At 70.5% G+C, this 16606-nt stretch carries 10 protein-coding genes and 1 tRNA gene; 6 read left to right on the top strand and 5 right to left on the bottom strand.

Annotation, left to right across the window (positions count from 1 at the left end; genetic code table 11):
- Positions 1–72 precede the first annotated feature (72 nt).
- From ACQP09_RS15260 to ACQP09_RS15235, 6 genes are all read left to right on the top strand, one after another.
- Positions 73–270 (top strand): hypothetical protein, encoded by a 198-nt coding sequence (locus tag ACQP09_RS15260; protein ID WP_356755658.1) that lies wholly within the window; start codon positions 73–75, stop codon positions 268–270.
- Between the two features lie 281 nt (positions 271–551).
- Positions 552–3449, top strand: a complete 2898-nt coding sequence (gene topA / locus ACQP09_RS15255) for a type I DNA topoisomerase (RefSeq protein WP_433399683.1) — start codon at positions 552–554, stop codon at positions 3447–3449.
- Positions 3450–3771: 322 nt separating this feature from the next.
- A complete protein-coding gene (gene tmk, locus ACQP09_RS15250; protein ID WP_433399680.1) occupies positions 3772–7014 on the top strand; it encodes a dTMP kinase in 3243 nt (1080 codons plus the stop codon).
- A gap of 122 nt (positions 7015–7136) precedes the next feature.
- The gene (locus ACQP09_RS15245; protein WP_433399677.1) at positions 7137–8351 is read left to right on the top strand and encodes a DNA polymerase III subunit delta'; all 1215 of its coding nucleotides are present in this window, start codon (positions 7137–7139) and stop codon (positions 8349–8351) included.
- 79 nt (positions 8352–8430) lie between these two features.
- Positions 8431–9963 carry an alpha/beta hydrolase gene (locus ACQP09_RS15240; protein WP_433399674.1) on the top strand — a complete coding sequence of 511 codons (1533 nt, stop codon included), beginning with the start codon at positions 8431–8433 and terminating at the stop codon, positions 9961–9963.
- Positions 9964–10081: 118 nt separating this feature from the next.
- A tRNA-Thr gene (locus ACQP09_RS15235) sits at positions 10082–10155 on the top strand.
- A gap of 218 nt (positions 10156–10373) precedes the next feature.
- On the opposite strand, the gene ACQP09_RS15230 is transcribed toward ACQP09_RS15235, so the two are convergent.
- From ACQP09_RS15230 to ACQP09_RS15210, 5 genes are all read right to left on the bottom strand, one after another.
- A complete protein-coding gene (locus ACQP09_RS15230) occupies positions 10374–10988 on the bottom strand; it encodes a TOPRIM nucleotidyl transferase/hydrolase domain-containing protein (protein WP_433399671.1) in 615 nt (204 codons plus the stop codon).
- Positions 10981–12840: an amino acid adenylation domain-containing protein gene (locus tag ACQP09_RS15225; RefSeq protein ID WP_433399669.1), complete on the bottom strand. Its 1860-nt coding sequence runs from the start codon at positions 12838–12840 to the stop codon at positions 10981–10983. Before ACQP09_RS15225 ends, ACQP09_RS15230 begins: the two co-directional genes overlap by 8 nt.
- Positions 12840–14258 (bottom strand): lysine N(6)-hydroxylase/L-ornithine N(5)-oxygenase family protein, encoded by a 1419-nt coding sequence (locus tag ACQP09_RS15220; protein WP_433399666.1) that lies wholly within the window; start codon positions 14256–14258, stop codon positions 12840–12842. Before ACQP09_RS15220 ends, ACQP09_RS15225 begins: the two co-directional genes overlap by 1 nt.
- Before the next feature lie 18 nt (positions 14259–14276).
- The gene (locus tag ACQP09_RS15215; RefSeq protein ID WP_433399663.1) at positions 14277–15143 is read right to left on the bottom strand and encodes a hypothetical protein; all 867 of its coding nucleotides are present in this window, start codon (positions 15141–15143) and stop codon (positions 14277–14279) included.
- 67 nt (positions 15144–15210) lie between these two features.
- Entirely contained in the window at positions 15211–16509 is a 1299-nt protein-coding gene (locus tag ACQP09_RS15210; protein WP_433399660.1) for a trans-sulfuration enzyme family protein, read from the bottom strand.
- Positions 16510–16606 lie beyond the last annotated feature (97 nt).

Here is a 16606-nt window from a genome sequence, read left to right as displayed (position 1 = left end):
GGCTGGCAGCCTCCCCGTGACCGAGCGGTACGAGCATGAGCGAGCGGTACGAACAGGGTCGAGGGGTACGACATGGAGAGCGTCGCAGCAGTCTTCGCCGGTACGGCCTTCACGCTGTTCGGCGCCGCGCTCCTCGTCTGGACCGGGGCGCGCGCCCTGCACCGCGCGCCGGTGCTGCACGGTGTGAGCCCCGTCGCCTCCACCGCACTCACGACACTTTTCGGCGTAGTTTTCCTGGTCCTCGGCGTGTGGTGCTTCACCCTCGTCTGACCCTCGCTCCCGCCGGGGCCGCGCCCGGGTCGGAGGGCTGCCGGCCGGGCACCGCGACCACCTCCGGATATCCGTACGTCAGGGCTTCGCGCGGCGCGGACCCGACGGTCCGGGCGGCAGGAATGGCGGAAGTCGGGTTACCGTTCGAGTGGCCGTTGCGGGCTTTTGCCGTTTGACACGGGGGCGGGTTGTACCGTCACACTCCGCAGCGACAGCACCGCGGGAAGCGTCACGACGCTGCCCGGATGCCCATCGAGTGTCGACCGGAGAGAAGAGCGAAGTTGTCCCCGACCAGCGAGACCGCACAGGGCGGCCGCCGACTCGTCATCGTCGAGTCGCCTGCCAAGGCGAAGACGATCAAGGGCTATCTCGGCCCCGGATACGTCGTCGAGGCGAGCGTCGGGCACATCCGCGACCTCCCGAACGGCGCGGCCGAGGTCCCGGACGAGTACACCGGCGAGGTACGCCGCCTCGGCGTGGACGTCGAGAACGACTTCCAGCCCATCTACGTGGTCAACGCCGACAAGAAGGCCCAGGTCAGGAAGCTCAAGCAGCTGCTGGCCGAGTCCGACGAACTCTTCCTCGCCACCGATGAGGACCGCGAGGGCGAAGCCATCGCGTGGCACCTCCAGGAAGTCCTGCGGCCCAAGGTCCCGGTCCACCGGATGGTCTTCCACGAGATCACCAAGGACGCGATCCGCGCCGCCGTCGCCAACCCGCGCGAGCTGAACCAGCGCATGGTCGACGCCCAGGAGACCCGCCGTATCCTCGACCGCCTCTACGGATACGAGGTCTCGCCGGTCCTGTGGAAGAAGGTCATGCCGAAGCTGTCGGCGGGCCGCGTCCAGTCCGTCGCCACCCGCCTCGTCGTCGAGCGGGAGCGCGAGCGCATCGCCTTCCGCTCCGCCGAGTACTGGGACCTGACCGGAAAGTTCGCCACCGGCCGTACCGGTGACGCCTCCGACCCCTCGACCCTCACCGCCCGCCTCAGCGCGGTCGACGGCCGCCGTATCGCCCAGGGCCGCGACTTCGGCCCGGACGGTCAGCTCAAGGCCGGCTCCGCCCAGACGCTCCACCTGGACGAGGCGAACGCCCGTGCGCTCGCCGCCGCGCTCACCGACTCCTCCTTCTCGGTCCGGTCCGTCGAGTCGAAGCCGTACCGACGCTCCCCGTACGCCCCGTTCCGTACGACGACCCTCCAGCAGGAGGCGAGCCGCAAGCTGGGCTTCGGCGCGAAGGCGACCATGCAGGTGGCGCAGAAGCTGTACGAGAACGGCTTCATCACCTATATGCGTACGGACTCCACGACCCTCTCGGACACCGCGGTCGCCGCGGCCCGGGCCCAGGTCACGCAGTTGTACGGCGCGAACTACCTGCCCGACAAGCCGCGTACGTACGCCGGCAAGGTCAAGAACGCGCAGGAGGCGCACGAGGCGATCCGCCCCTCCGGCGACCGCTTCCGCACGCCCGCCGAGACCGGCCTCACCGGCGACCAGTTCCGGCTCTACGAGCTGATCTGGAAGCGGACCGTCGCCTCCCAGATGAAGGACGCGACCGGCAACTCGGTCACCGTCAAGATCGGCGGCCGCGCGAGCGACGGCCGGGACGCCGAGTTCTCCGCCTCCGGCAAGACGATCACCTTCCACGGCTTCATGAAGGCGTACGTCGAAGGCGCCGACGACCCGAACGCCGAGCTGGACGACCGCGAGCGCCGGCTGCCGCAGGTCGCCGAGGGCGACGCGCTGTCCGCCGAGGAGATCACGGTCGACGGCCACGCCACCAAGCCGCCGGCCCGCTACACCGAGGCCTCGCTGGTCAAGGAGCTGGAAGAGCGCGAGATCGGCCGCCCCTCCACGTACGCCTCGATCATCGGGACCATCCTGGATCGCGGTTACGTCTTCAAGAAGGGCACCGCGCTCGTCCCGTCCTTCCTCTCCTTCGCCGTGGTCAACCTGCTGGAGAAGCACTTCGGCCGGCTCGTCGACTACGACTTCACCGCCCGCATGGAGGACGACCTCGACCGCATCGCGCGCGGCGAGGCCCAGTCCGTGCCGTGGCTGAAGCGCTTCTACTTCGGAACGACCGGTTCCGGTGACGACCCGGCCGGTGCGGGCTCCGCCTCCGACGCGGGCAACGGCGACGGCGACCACCTCGGTGGCCTGAAAGAGCTGGTCACCGACCTCGGCGCGATCGACGCCCGGGAGATCTCCTCCTTCCCGGTCGGCAACGACATCAAGCTCCGCGTCGGCCGCTACGGCCCGTACATCGAGCGGGGCGAGAAGGACGCCGAGGGCCACCAGCGCGCCGACGTGCCGGAGGACCTGGCGCCCGACGAGCTGACGGTCGAGCTGGCGGAGGAGCTGCTGGCCAAGCCGAGCGGCGACTTCGAGCTGGGTACGGACCCGGTCAGCGGCAACCAGATCATCGCCAAGGACGGCCGCTACGGCCCGTACGTCACCGAAGTGCTGCCCGAGGGGACGCCGAAGACCGGCAAGAACGCGGTGAAGCCGCGGACCGCCTCGCTCTTCAAGACCATGTCCCTGGACACGGTCACGCTCGCCGACGCCCTCAAGCTGATGTCGCTGCCGCGCGTCGTCGGTACGGACGCCGAGGGCGTGGAGATCACCGCGCAGAACGGCCGGTACGGCCCGTATCTGAAGAAGGGCACCGACTCCCGGTCGCTCACCTCCGAGGACCAGCTCTTCGACATCACCCTCGAAGAGGCGCTCGCGATCTACGCCCAGCCCAAGCAGCGCGGCCGGGCCGCCGCCAAGCCGCCGCTGAAGGAGCTGGGCACCGACCCGGTGAGCGGCGCGCCGGTCGTGGTGAAGGACGGCCGCTTCGGCGCGTACGTCACCGACGGCGAGACCAACGCCACCCTGCGGACCGGCGACAGCGTCGAGGAGATCACGCCCGAGCGCGGCTACGAGCTGCTCGCCGAGAAGCGCGCCAAGGGACCCGCCAAGAAGAAGACGGCGAAGAAGGCCCCGGCGAAGAAGACGACGGCCAAGAAGACGGCCGCCAAGAAGACGACGGCCACCAAGACCGCCGCGGCCACCAAGAAGACCGCTGCGAAGAAGACGACGACCACCAAGAAGGCGACGGCCGCCAAGAAGACGGCGACGGCGAAGAAGACGGCTTCCGCGTCTGCTTCCTCGGCCTCCTCCTCTGAGGACTGACCTCCTCGGTGATGTCATCCAGCTGCCCGGCACCTGCCCTGTGGAGGTGCCGGGCAGCGCTGCGTCAAGGGCACGCGCCTTATAGAGGTGTCGGACGGCGGTGCGTCGAGGACACGCGCCTTATAGAGGTGTCGGACGGCGGTGCGTCAAGGGCACGCGCCTTATAGAGGTGTCGGACGGCGGTGCGTCGAGGACACGCGCCTTATAGAGGTGCCGGACAGCGGTGCGTCAAGGGCCCGTGAGCGAGTCGGCCGGAAATCATCCGCGGCCATATGTTCGGACGGGCCGACGGTCACCGCACCGCTGCCGATAGGCTGGGCGGATGACGCGAGCCGAGCAGCCAACGGTCGTGAGCCCCACCTCCGACACACTTGCCGCAGACTCACGCGAGCGCGCCGTACGGGCCCTGTTGCGTGTTCCCCCGCTGAAGCGGTTGTGGAGCGCCCAGCTCGTCGGCGGTATCGGCGATGCACTCGCCCTTCTCGTGCTGGTGCTGTTGTCGCTGCAAGCAGCGGTCCTGGAGGGCTCATTCGGGGCCGGATACCGCGGGGCGGCCTTCGCCGTCGCCGCCGTGTTCGGTGCCCGCATCCTGTCCACCGTGCTCTTCGGAGCCGTACTCCTGGGGCCTTTGACGTCGCTCACCGCGCCCGGCGGAAAACTCGACCGGCGATGGCTGATGATCGGGACGGACGCGCTGCGGCTCGCCCTGCTGATCATCGCCCCGCTGTGGATCGACTGGGTGCCGGACAAGGCGCCCATGATGATCCTCATCACCGTCTTCGTGACCGGCGCCGCCGAGCGCCTGTGGTCGGTGGCCAAGGAGAGCGCCGCCCCGGCGCTGCTGCCGGCCCCGCCGATCGAGGGCGCCGCCGTCCGTCCGCTTCCCGACCATCTCGACGCCCTGCGCAGGCTGTCGCTCCGTACGAACTTCCTCGCCGTCCCCGCCGCCGCGGTGGTCCTGCTGGCCGCCACGCTGATCGGCAACCTCCTCGGCACCGGCCTGGAGTGGTTCTCCTTCCACCAGGCGGCGCTGGCTTCGTACATGGCGGCCGGTCTGTTCTCGGCATCCATCTCGATCCTGTACTTCCTCGAACTGCCCGGTACCCAGACCCCCCGGCCGCGCTCGCCCCTGGAAGGCCTGCGCCGCCCCACCACCGGCAGCGGCCCCGACAAGGGCCGCACCGGCGCGCTTCCGCTGACCGTCGCCGTCTGCGCGGCCGTCGCCGGAGCGATCGCCGCGGCCGCCGCCGTATCGGTCCTGCACGCCTACGACCTGGGCGGCGGACCCGCCACGTACGCGCTGCTGATCCTCGCGCTGACCGGTGGTACCGCCCTCGGTATCCGTACGGCGCAGAAGGTGCTGCCCGCTCTCTCGCGGCGCCGCCTGCTCGCGCTGGCCACCGCCGTCACGGGCCTCGCGCTGCTGGCACTCGGCCTGGTGCCGGACACGGCGACCGGGCTCGGGATCGCGCTGATCGCCGGTTACGCGGCCGGGGTCGCCGCCAACATCGGGCACGCGATCATCGACCAGGAGACCGAGGCGGCCCGGCAGGCCCGGACCACCGAGCACCTCCAGGCGCTCGTCCGGGTGCTCGTCGCGCTCGGCGCGGTCGCGGGCCCGCTGCTCGCCGCCGCGATCGGGCAGCACCGGCTGGCCTCCGCCTCCGGTGACTTCGTCTTCGCCCACGGCGGTGCGGCCTTCACGCTGATGCTGATCGGCGCGCTGCTGCTGCCGCTGGCCGCGATCGTGGTCGCGAAGACCGACGACCGGGCGGGCGTACCGCTCCGCCGCGACCTGCGCGAGGCGCTGCGCGGCGGCGACCCGGCGGTCGCCCCGGCGGCCACCGGCTTCTTCCTCGCGCTGGAGGGCGGCGACGGAGCGGGCAAGTCCACCCAGGTCGAGGCGCTCGCCGACTGGATCCGCTCCAAGGGCCACGAGGTCGTCGTGACCCGCGAGCCCGGGGCCACACCGGTCGGCAAGCGGCTGCGGTCGATCCTGCTGGACGTCTCCTCCGCCGGCCTCTCCAACCGCGCCGAGGCGCTGCTGTACGCGGCCGACCGCGCCGAGCACGTCGACTCCGTGGTCCGCCCGGCGCTGGAGCGCGGTGCGATCGTCATCTCGGACCGGTACATCGACTCGTCCGTCGCCTACCAGGGCGCGGGCCGCGACCTGGCGCCGACCGAGATCGCCCGGATCTCGCGGTGGGCGACGAGTGGCCTCGTACCGCATCTGACGGTGCTGCTGGACGTCGACCCGCAGACCGCGCGGGAGCGGTTCACGGAGGCGCCGGACCGGCTGGAGTCGGAGCCGGCGGAGTTCCACGAGCGCGTACGGTCCGGTTTCCTGACCCTGGCCGCCGCCGACCCGACGCGCTACCTGGTGGTGGACGCCGGGCAGGAGCCCGAGGCGATCACCACGGTCGTACGTCACCGGCTCGACCGGCTCCTTCCGCTCTCCGAGGCCGAGATCGAGGCCATCGAGGAGGCCCGGCGCAAGGCCGAGGAGGAGGCGCGGCGCAAGGCGGAGGAAGAGGCCGCCCGCAAGGCCGAGGAGGAGCGCCTGGAGAAGGAGCGCCAGGAGCAGCTCGCCCGGCTGCGCGCCGAGGAGGAGGAGCGCAAGCAGCGCGAACTGGAGGAGGCCCGCCGCCGCGAGGCCGAGCGCCAGGCGGAGGAGGCCCGGCAGCGCGCCGAGGAGGCCCGCCACCGCGCCGAGGAGGACCGCCGCCGGCTGGAGGCCGAGGAGCGGGCCCGCGAGGCCGAGCAGGAACGCCTCCGCAAGCAGGCCGAGGAGGAGGCGCGGCTGCGCAAGGAGGCCGAGGCGCTCCGGCTGGAGAAGCAGCGGAAGGCGGAGGAGGCGCTGGTACGGGCCGAGGAGGCGCGGCGGAGGGCTGAGGCCGAGGCGGCTGCCCGTTCGGAGGCGGCTCGGGCGGAGGCAGCTCGCGCGGAGGCTGAGCGGGCTTCGCGTGACTCCCGGTCCGAGGCGTCCTCGCGGTCGGAGGGGCACGGGCCGACCGTTCCGGAGAACGAGCTGACGGTGCCCACGCCGATCGTGAACCCGAACGAGATCACGCAGCCGGTGCCGGCGGCGCGGCCGGAGGGACCGGGTTCCGGTTCCGCTTCGGGTTCGGGGTCTTCCGGGGATGACGAGACGGCGATGCTGCCGCGGATCACGGACGAGCGGCCTGGGCGTGACGCCCCTCGTGACGCGCAGGGGGCCCGGGGCGCTGGGAAGGCCCGCGACGCCCGGGCCGCCGACGAGACGGCTGTGCTGCCGCCCGTACGCGGTGATCAGCCCTCCGACCGGGTGCCGAAGGGCTACTTCCGGGACGAGGGCCCGGCGACCCCGCCGGCTGAGAGCGAGAACGAGCGCACCCGGGAGCTGCCGCAGGTCGAGGACCCAGGGGCGGCGGGCCAGGCCGACGACTCCCGCGCTCGCCGCAAGCGCCCGCGTCCGGACTGGGCCGAGGAGACCCCGCTGGACGACCTGCCGACGCTGGCGGACGAGCTGCTCGGCGGGCACGACGACGAGGAGCCGAGGGGCCGGGGACGCCGGCCGCGCGGCTGATCCGTACGTGTTCCCAAGTCCGGCCCGTCCGCCCGTGAGGGGTGGGCGGGCCGGACTTGTCAGTGGCGTCCCCCACAATGGAATCCGACGAGGGAATCGCGCGACAGGAAGGGCGGGGACCGGTGACCGTATGGGACGACCTGGTCGGGCAGGACCGGGTGAGGGAGCAGCTCGCCGCCGCCGCCAGGGACGCCGACGCGCTGGTCACGGCGGTCTCCGACGGTAGGCCGGACGAAGCCGAGGCGCAGGGCTCGAAGATGACCCACGCCTGGCTGTTCACCGGACCGCCGGGTTCCGGACGGTCCACCGCCGCCCGGGCCTTCGCCGCCGCGCTCCAGTGCACGAGCCCGGACCGGGCGCTGGGCGGAGAGCCCGGCTGCGGGTTCTGCGACGGCTGCCACACGAGCCTGATCGGTACGCACGCCGACGTCCAGGTGATCCGTACGGACCTGCTCTCCATCGGGGTGAAGGAGACCCGCGACCTGGTCCGCCGCGCCCAGCTCTCCCCGGCGGTCGGCCGGTGGCAGGTCATCGTGATGGAGGACGCCGACCGGCTGACCGAGGGCGCGGGCAACGTGCTGCTGAAGGCGGTCGAGGAGCCCGCGCCGCGCACGGTGTGGATGCTGTGCGCGCCTTCGCTCGAAGACGTGCTGCCCACGATCCGTTCCCGCTGCCGCCACCTCACTCTCGGCACGCCGCCGGTGGAGACCGTGGCGGACGTCCTGATCCGCCGCGACGGGGTCGATCCGGACCGGGCGCACGCCGCGGCGCGGGCCACCCAGGGGCACATCGGCCGCGCGCGCCGCCTGGCCACGGACGAGCGGGCGCGGGCGCGGCGGGCGGCGGTGCTGAAGGTTCCGTTGCGGGTCGCGGATGTCGGCGGCTGCCTCAAGGCGGCCCAGGAGCTGATCGACACGGCCACCGACGACGCCAAGCAGATGGCGGAGGAGGTGGACGCCAAGGAGACCGAGGACCTCAAGGCGGCGCTCGGCGGAGTGGCGGGCGGCCGGATGCCGCGCGGCACGGCGGGGGCGATGAAGGAGCTGGAGGACAAGCAGAAGCGCCGCAAGACGCGGACGCAGCGCGACAGCCTGGACCTGGCGCTCACCGAGCTCACCGGCTTCTACCGCGATGTGCTGGCGCTCCAGCTCGGTTCGCGGATCGCCATCGCCAATGTGGACGTGCAGGACTCGCTGGACCGGATCGCGGAGTCGTCGACGCCGGCGCAGACGCTGCGCAGGATCGAGGCGGTGATCGCGTGCCGGCAGGCGATGGACCGGAATGTGGCGCCGCTGCTGGCGGTGGAGGCGATGACGGTGTCGCTGAGAGCGGGCTGAGGGTTCTCCCGGACCGGCCTCCTTCACCCGATTGAGCAGGGAATCGGACGACTCGTCACCCGCCGGATACGCTCCCAGGATGGATACCAGGCGCCTGCTCCGCACCTTCGCCATCGGGATCGGCACAGCCGGTCTGCTCATCTCCGGCTGCAGCGGCGGCGGCTCGTCGCCGAACGCCTCCGCCACCGGCACAGCGGCCCCGGCCGGTCTGGACGCGTACTACGGGCAGAAGCTGAGCTGGCGCGACTGCGGGGTGGAGGGGTTCGAGTGCGCGACGATGAAGGCGCCGAGGGACTACGACAAGCCGGATGACGGCGACATCGACCTCGCGGTCTCCCGTAAGAAGGCCACCGGCCCCGGCGAGCGGATCGGCTCGCTCCTGGTGAACCCGGGCGGCCCCGGCGGCTCCGCGATCGGCTATCTCCAGGGGTACGCGGCACTCGGCTACCCGGCCCCGGTGCGCGCCCGCTACGACATGGTGGCCATCGACCCGCGCGGCGTGGCCCGCAGCGAACCGGTCGACTGCCTGACGGGCAAGGAGATGGACGCCTACACCCAGGTCGACCAGACACCGGACGACGAGGCGGAGGTCCGAAAGCTCACCGCCGCCTTCGAGAAGTTCGCTGCGGGCTGCGAGAAGCGGAGCGGCGAGATCCTCCCGTACGTCTCCACCGTCGACACGGCCCGCGACATGGACGTGCTGCGCGCCCTGCTCGGCGACGAGAAGCTCCACTACGTCGGTGCCTCGTACGGGACGTTCCTGGGCGCCACGTACGCGGACCTCTTCCCGGACCGGGCCGGCCGCCTGGTCCTGGACGGCGCGATGGACCCGTCCCTCAAGGCGATCGACATGAACCGCGACCAGACGGCGGGCTTCGAGGGGGCGTTCCAGTCCTTCGCCGCGGACTGCGTCAAGCAGCCGGACTGCCCGCTGGGCACGACGTCCACGGCGGACGCGGCGACGAACCTGAAGCAGCTCTTCCAGGACCTGGACGCCAAGCCGATCCCGAGCGGTGACGAGGACCGCAAGCTCGGCGAGTCCCTGGCGACGACCGGGGTGATCGCGGCGATGTACGACGAGGCGGCCTGGCCCCAGCTCCGCGAGGCGCTGACGGGCGCCCAGCGCAGCGACGGCTCCGGCCTCCTCTCCCTGGCGGACAGCTACTACGAGCGCGGCCCGGACGGAAAGTACGCGAACCTGATGTTCGCCAACGCCGCCGTGAACTGCCTCGACCTCCCGCCCGCCTTCGACGGCCCCGACGCGGTGGAGAAGGCGGTCCCGGACTTCGAGAAGGCCTCCCCGGTCTTCGGCCGGGGCTTCGCCTGGGCCTCCCTGAACTGCGCGTACTGGCCCACCAAGCCCACCGGCACCCCCCACCGCACCGAGGCGAAGGGCGCCGCCCCGATCGCCGTGGTCGGCACCACCCGCGACCCGGCCACCCCGTACAAGTGGTCCGAGGCGCTGGCCGCCCAGCTCGACTCCGGCACCCTGCTCACCTACGACGGCGACGGCCACACGGCGTACGGCCGCGGCAGCGACTGCATCGACACGGCGATCAACACGTACCTCCTGGACGGCACCCCGCCCACCAACGCCAAGAAGTGCACCTGACCACCCCCGACCCGCTCTGACCAGGCAAAACGCCTCCGGGGGTGCCGTGTACGGAGCACCCCCGGAAACTGTGTAGACTTGGCCCCGCTGCTGATCGCACCATAGTGCGACAGGGCGTGCCGCCTTAGCTCAGTTGGCCAGAGCAACGCACTCGTAATGCGTAGGTCTCGGGTTCGAATCCCGAAGGCGGCTCACTGAAGGCCCAGGACAGATAGCCTCTGACCTGGGCCTTTGTGCTTTCCTGATCGATTCGCGGAGATGGTGCGACCCACTCAGGGCACCATGATCGCCCCCGGTGGACAACCGGTGGACAGGCGTGCAGCTCTTGCGAGGCATGTGAGAACGGTTGCGGGCAGGCGGGGTGGCCGACTCGTACGCGAGTCGGCCACCCCGCCTTCGCCGGCCCAAGGTCAGAGGAAATCGAGCAGGTCCCTCAGTGGCGGCGGTACGGATTCGTGCGGGAGGGCATCGACCAGCACCTTGCCGTAGTGAATCTTGCGTCCCTTCTTGGTCCCGATGAACCGCCGCAACTGCTGCTCCGGGCTGCGGTCCCGCTGAGCGGGCTGGGACTGAAAGGTTCGCAAGGGGCGCAGGTCGCCATTTTGCCGGACGAGTTCCGTCACCCGTTCCACGCCGAGGGCGCGGATGAGCTCGTCCTCCAGGTCCACATCGCACACGAAGAATTCCGGCGGCAGTCCGGCCCGCACCCAGTTGCGGGCGTAGTAGTCGCGTTCCCTCGCGTCGCACAGACCCGTCAGCCGCAGGTCAAGACCGCCCGGGCCGAGGAGGTCGATGAAGCGGCCCACGTTCATCGCTCCGCCCATCGGAAGGACGCAGACCTCCTGCGCGGTCAGGTCCAGGCCGTAGCCGGCCGCCAGTGCCTCGACCGCGGCGGCATCGCTCGGTCCTTCGAGCAGCACCGCCGTCTCGACGGGCAGCAGCGCGGCGAGCTCCTGCGCCGGGTCACCGGAGCCGCCCCACGCCCAGGAGATGACCGCGTCCCGGAAGGACTTCATGTCAGCCAAGAGATGCTTCCATCCGCACGGACGATGACCACCGGGGTTCTGCCGAGGACGGCCGGGTGGCCTCCTCGCCGGAGGCCGGCGCACCGGCGGTGTGACGCTCTATCAGCTCCGCCAGTCCGGACACGGTGGCGTCCTCGAAGAACTCGGCCGCCGGTAGATCCACGTGCAGCACGGTCCGGATATGGGCGAGGAGGTCCATCCCCAGCAGCGAGTTGCCACCCAGTTCGAAGAATTCGTCGTCGGCGCCGACCTCCTGGAGGGCGAGCGCGTCGGCCAGCAGGTCCGCCAGCAGGGCCTCGGTGGGGGTGCGCGGTGTCACGTAGGGCGTGCCCACGGTCCGCGGCAGGTGTGCAGGGGCCGGCAGGGCGCGCCGGTCCGTTTTGGAGCCCAGCGTCAGAGGGAACTCGTCCATGACGACGATGACGGACGGGTGCATGTACCGGGGCAGCTTGTGGTGCAGGGCCAGGCGCAGTTTCGGCACCAGCCCTTCGGCGGGACCATTCGGTACGACGTACGCCACCAAGACCTTCCGGCCGGGCATGACGTCGTCCCGGGCCAGTACGACGGCCTCCTTGAGACTCGGCAGGCCGGACAGGGCCGCCGAGACCTCGCCGGGCTCGATCCGGTAGCCGTCGACCTTCACCTGGTCATCTGTCCGGCCGCGGAACTCCAGGGCGCCGTGGGCGTTGAGCCGGACCAGGTCGCCGATGCTGTACATCCGGTCGCCGGGGACGAACGGGTCGGGAACGAACCGCTCGGCGGTGAGAGCCGGACGGCCCACGTAACCGCGCGCCACGCCACTGCCGCCGGTGTACAGCAGACCCCACTCGCCCTCGGGGACGTGCTCCAGATTCTCGTCCAGGACGTACAAGCGGGTGTCGGTCACCGCGCGTCCGATGGGAACACTGTCACCGATCCGATCGGTGATGACATGGCAGGAGGTGAAACAGGTGTCCTCGGTGGGGCCGTAGCCGTTGACGATCAGCAGCTCCGGGTAGGCCTGGCGCAGTGTGTTCATGTGCAGAGGGGACAGCGGTTCCCCGCCGCCGAGCATCTGGCGCAGCCCCGCCATGCTGTCGAGATGGTCGTCGACCAGGCGGTGGAAGAGGCCGGTGGTCAGCCACAGAGTGGTGATCCCCTCCTCCTCCAGGAACGCGGCCAGTTCGTGCATTGCCACCGTACCCGGCGGATAGACGACCAGCTTGGCGCCGTTGAGCAGCGACCCCCAGATCTCGAAGGCGGAGGGGTCGAAGCGCAGTGAGCAGAACTGCAGGAAGGTCTCGTCCGCGGTCAGCGAGGCGTAGTCGCCGTCCTGTACCAGGCGGACCACGCCGCTGTGCCGTACGCCCACGCCCTTGGGCAGGCCCGTCGAGCCGGAGGTGTAGCAGACGTAGGCGAGATTGTCGGGGCCGGTTCCCGGCGCTATGGGCCCCGGGACGGGGGCTGTCTCCCACTCGCGGTCGAGGTTGATCACGGTGCCGTCGATCTCGGGCACCCGGTCGCTCAGCCGGTCGTGGGTGAGCAGGACGCGGGCCTGCGCCTGATCGAGCATGTAGCGGAACCGCTCGGGGGGTTCGTTCTGGTGTACAGGCAGGTAGGCGCCGCCCGCCTTCAGGATGCCGACGAGCGCGATGATCATCTCGAACGAGCGTTCCACGAACAGGCCGACCACGCTCTCCGTGCCGACGCCGAGCCCGCGCAGGTGCCGGGCCAGCAGGTCGGCCCGGCGGTCGAGCTCCGCATAGCTCATGTCGACGCCGTCGAAGCGCAGGGCGGTTGCCTCGGGGCGGACGCGCACCTGTTCGTCGAACAGATCGGTGATGGTTGCGTTCCGCCAGTCGTCGATCGTCATCAGATTCCCACCTTGTCGAACGTCGCTTCGAACTGCCGCTCCGGGGGAGGGGTGAGATCGAAGACCTCGGATTCCAGTCTGTTCGCGCCCGCACGCGGTGCCGGAGCTGTCGAACCCGCCTTTTTCAGGCCGCTCAGGATCGTCGCGGCACGCAGTGACAGCAGACTGAACGAGCCTGCGTCGCCGATTCCATGACTCGACTCGCACAGCCCGTTGAGGAAAAGCGGTGGTGTGCCGTCGGTGCGGGATCGCAACCGGTAGTCCGGTTCGACGACCAGGTACCCGTCTTCATCGACCTGGAACCGGTCGATCACACCGGACAGCAGAGCTGGATGCGCTTCCTGGTGCCGACCCGGTCCGAGGTCGCGGAACCCGGTCGCGAGGATCACCAGGTCCACGTGGTCCGTCGACACGTCCTTGGTGTGGACCTCCTCCACCTCCAGGCGTACACCCGTCCCGTCCGGTTCGGCGGCCCGGACCTCGCTGTTGCCGCGGACGAAGACCCGCTGGTCGCCGTCCAGGCGCTGCTCGTACATCAGTGCGTAGAGGTGGTGCAGGACATCGGCGTCGGTCGACGAGTAGTTGGTGGGGCGCATGTACGCGTCGAGCTCGTTCTTGCTCGCCCGGTCCGCTCGGTAGTAGTAGTCGGTGAACGAGGGGAAGAAACCCTCTTCGCTGAACGGACTGGTGTCCTTGAGCCGCAGTCCGAATTTCCGTACGTAGTTGACGATTCTCGCCTGAGGGAAGCGGCGGGCGAGATCGAGGACGATCTCGACGGCGCTCTGGCTGCCGCCGACGACGGCGATCGACCGTGGGGCGTTGTCGCCCAGCTCTCGCACGGTGGGCAGATACCGGGTGAGGTGGCACACCCGGGGCGTCTGGAGACCGGCGAACGGTGCGGGGACGAACGGCGTACGGCCGGTGCCCACCACCAGCGACCTGGCCCGGTGCTGCGATCCGTCCGCGCAGGTCACCACGTACTCGGGGGTGCCATCGACCTCGGCCACGTCGATGTCCGTCGCCCGGGCCCCGAACGCGACCTGCGGCCGGAACTGCCGGGTGGCCCAGTCGATGTACTGCGCGTACTCCTTGCGCAGCGGGAACTCCAGGGGCAGGTTCAGGTGCTCGATGAGCCGGCCCTGTTCGAAGAGGAAGTTGAGGAAGCTGTAGCGACTGCGTGGGTTGCGCATGGTCACGAGGTCACGGTTGGGGTGGTTCTGCATGTTGGAGCCGTCCAGCAGCAGCCCTCCCTGCCACACGGGATCGGACGCGGCCTCCAGGAAGAAGGCGTCTGTCTGCGGCAGGTCCTCCTGCAGCGCGATGGCGAGCGACAGGTTCGCGGGTCCGAACCCGACGCCGAGCACATCCACGGCTTCGGAGGCCGGCGCGGTCGCCCGGACGTTGAATCGGTCAGTCATGCGGCACCTCGGCTTACGTCATCGCGCGTCAGCATTGTTCTTCCGTTCCGCAGGCCGTCCGGCGATCAGCGCCGGGTCCTCCCGCATCTCCTCGTACCAGTACCGCCATTTCGTCACGTCGTCGGCGAGGCCGGCGGCGGCGATGGCCGCTTCCTCCTGCTCCCAGCGGACCTCGCTCCGAGGCTGGATCCCACTGCTGCCCAGGACCTTGCGGTAGAAGGGGTCGTCTCCCTTGCGGGCATCGCTCATCAGCGCGCCCACCTCGGGCGAGACCAGTTGCAGGCCCGGCCGGGGGGACCAGTTCTCCAGTCCGTCGACCGGCGGCAGTCCGACCGCCGCAAGCAGGGCTGCCGTGACCCCGGCCGGATCGGTCCGCAGGTCGTCGGAGTCGACGAGTACGTACGGGATGTCCCGCGCCCGGCACAGCTCCAGCTGCTCCCGCAGCGACTGCCACCCGCTCTCGAAGGCCGGGAAGGTCTCCGCGCCGTTGAGCTGTCGCACGATGCGCAGCCGGGAGGTGGTCGACAGCCGGGGGTCGCAGATCACGAAGACCGGCGGAGCTGTGGTGAGCCCGACGAGCTGTGCGAACTGGGCGTCGCTGAGCTGGAAGCTCATGTCCTTGATCAACAGGCCGCCGCCGTGTGGCACATCGGCCAGCGGGACCTGGAGGCCCGACTCGACGACCATGGGGTTGGCCAGGATGCTTTCGACCGATTCCGGACCCTGATCACCCCAGTAGCAAGCCTCGAAAGGCTCGTGGCAGTGGTGCGTGACCGAGGGGTGCTGCCACAGCAGTCGCGCCACGGCGGTCGACCCGGTGCGTGGCGGCGAAATCAGCGCCAGACGGGTCTTGTACACATGGGTCAACACGGTTTCCAGTTCCACTGTCTCCTCCTGCTAACTCAGCTCGGCAAGGCCGAAGGCACGGATTCCATCGGAGGTTCCACAGATCTCACCGCGCCCGAAGCGCCTGGTCGAGGTCCCCGACGATGTCGTCCAGATGCTCGATTCCGATACTCAGTCTGATCATGTCCGGCGGTACCGGGACCCGTGCGGGGTCGGCGTCCGCGGCCTGTTTGTGCGTGGTGGCCCCGGGAATCGTGGCCGTGCTCTTGACCTGACCGAGGTTGTTCGCCCGCCAGATCAGCCCGAGACGGTCCATCACCTCGTGTGCGGCCCGGACACCGCCGGCCGGGCGGAAACAGAGGAGGAAGCCGAACCGGTTCTCCGCCTCGCCCCCGGTCGCCTCGCTGTCGACCAGCCGCATGTCCCGCTTGGCGATGTGGTGCGAGCGGTGGCTCTCCAGCCCCGGGTAGAAGACCTCGACGACGTCGGCGTGTGCCTCTAGGTGGCGGGCCACTTCGAGCGCGGTGCGGGACATGGCATCCACCCGGCCTCGCAGTTCCCGGATGTCGGCGAGGATCGTCCAGGCGTTGAACGGGCTGATGACCGCGCCCATGTCCCGCAGGGGGCCACGGTGCAGATATCCGGCGTAGTCGGCCGACAGCTCGGCGGGCTGACCGCGCAGACCCAGATGGTGCCGGGCGATCACCGCGCCGCCCATGCTCCGGCCACTGGCGCCGGCCGCTTTGGTGAGCGAGTGCACCACGACGTCCGCGCCGAGAGCCAGCGGGCGCAGGAGCGCGGGCGTCGCGAGGGTCGCGTCGATGATGAGCGGGATCCCGGCCTCCCGGGCCAGCGCCGACAGCGCGGGGATGTCCACGAGCTGCACCGTCGGGTTCGACGGGACCTCCGCGTAGAGGAACCGGGTGTCGGCGTCGATGTGGCGGGCCCAGTCATCGACCGACAGCGGATCACCGACCCAGCGCACGTCGACGCCGCGCTCCTGCCCGTACCGCTTGTCGAAGACCATGGTCGTGGAGCCGTAACACTGCGGCGATGCCACAAAGTTGGGCTTGTCCCCAGCGGCCGTGGACAGCAGCGGCATCGTGGCGAGGGTGATCGCGCCCATTCCGGTCGCGGTGAGCGTGGCGCTCACCGCAGCGTCGACCCCGTATCCCTCCAGGGCGGCCACGGTGTGTTCCAGGAGGCGGACCGTCGGGTTTCCCCGCCGCGTGTAGACCCAGCCGTCGCCGTCCTCCGCGGTGGCGGCGAGCATCGCTTCCATCGACGGGAAGCTCTGCGCGGTCGCCAGATGGGCGGGCTCGCTCAGTGCACCGAGGTGGTGGGCCGACTCCGTGTGGTCGTAGGCCCCGCTGATGGCCAGGGTGGTGAATCGGGCGCCTGTCACAGCAGCAACCTTCCTTCCGCCTCCATCGGCCCCTTGCTCACAGGTGTTTCCTTTCCGTCCCGGTGGTGCTGTGGACTGGTGGTCTGCGGTGGTACCG

This window comes from Streptomyces sp. CA-146814, from assembly GCF_050942385.1.
Classification (GTDB): domain Bacteria; phylum Actinomycetota; class Actinomycetes; order Streptomycetales; family Streptomycetaceae; genus Streptomyces.
The sequence above is the reverse complement of the archived record's forward strand: the minus strand, read 5'-3'. Positions and strand labels throughout refer to the sequence as shown.

What these genes read in the sequence shown, in the direction of transcription:
- ACQP09_RS15225 (WP_433399669.1), bottom strand. Translation starts at nt 12,840, where the DNA reads ATGACGATCGACGACTGGCGGAACGCAACCATCACCGATCTGTTCGAC.
- ACQP09_RS15260 (WP_356755658.1), top strand. Translation starts at nt 73, where the DNA reads ATGGAGAGCGTCGCAGCAGTCTTCGCCGGTACGGCCTTCACGCTGTTC.
- ACQP09_RS15240 (WP_433399674.1), top strand. Translation starts at nt 8,431, where the DNA reads ATGGATACCAGGCGCCTGCTCCGCACCTTCGCCATCGGGATCGGCACA.
- tmk (WP_433399680.1), top strand. Translation starts at nt 3,772, where the DNA reads ATGACGCGAGCCGAGCAGCCAACGGTCGTGAGCCCCACCTCCGACACA.
- ACQP09_RS15220 (WP_433399666.1), bottom strand. Translation starts at nt 14,258, where the DNA reads ATGACTGACCGATTCAACGTCCGGGCGACCGCGCCGGCCTCCGAAGCC.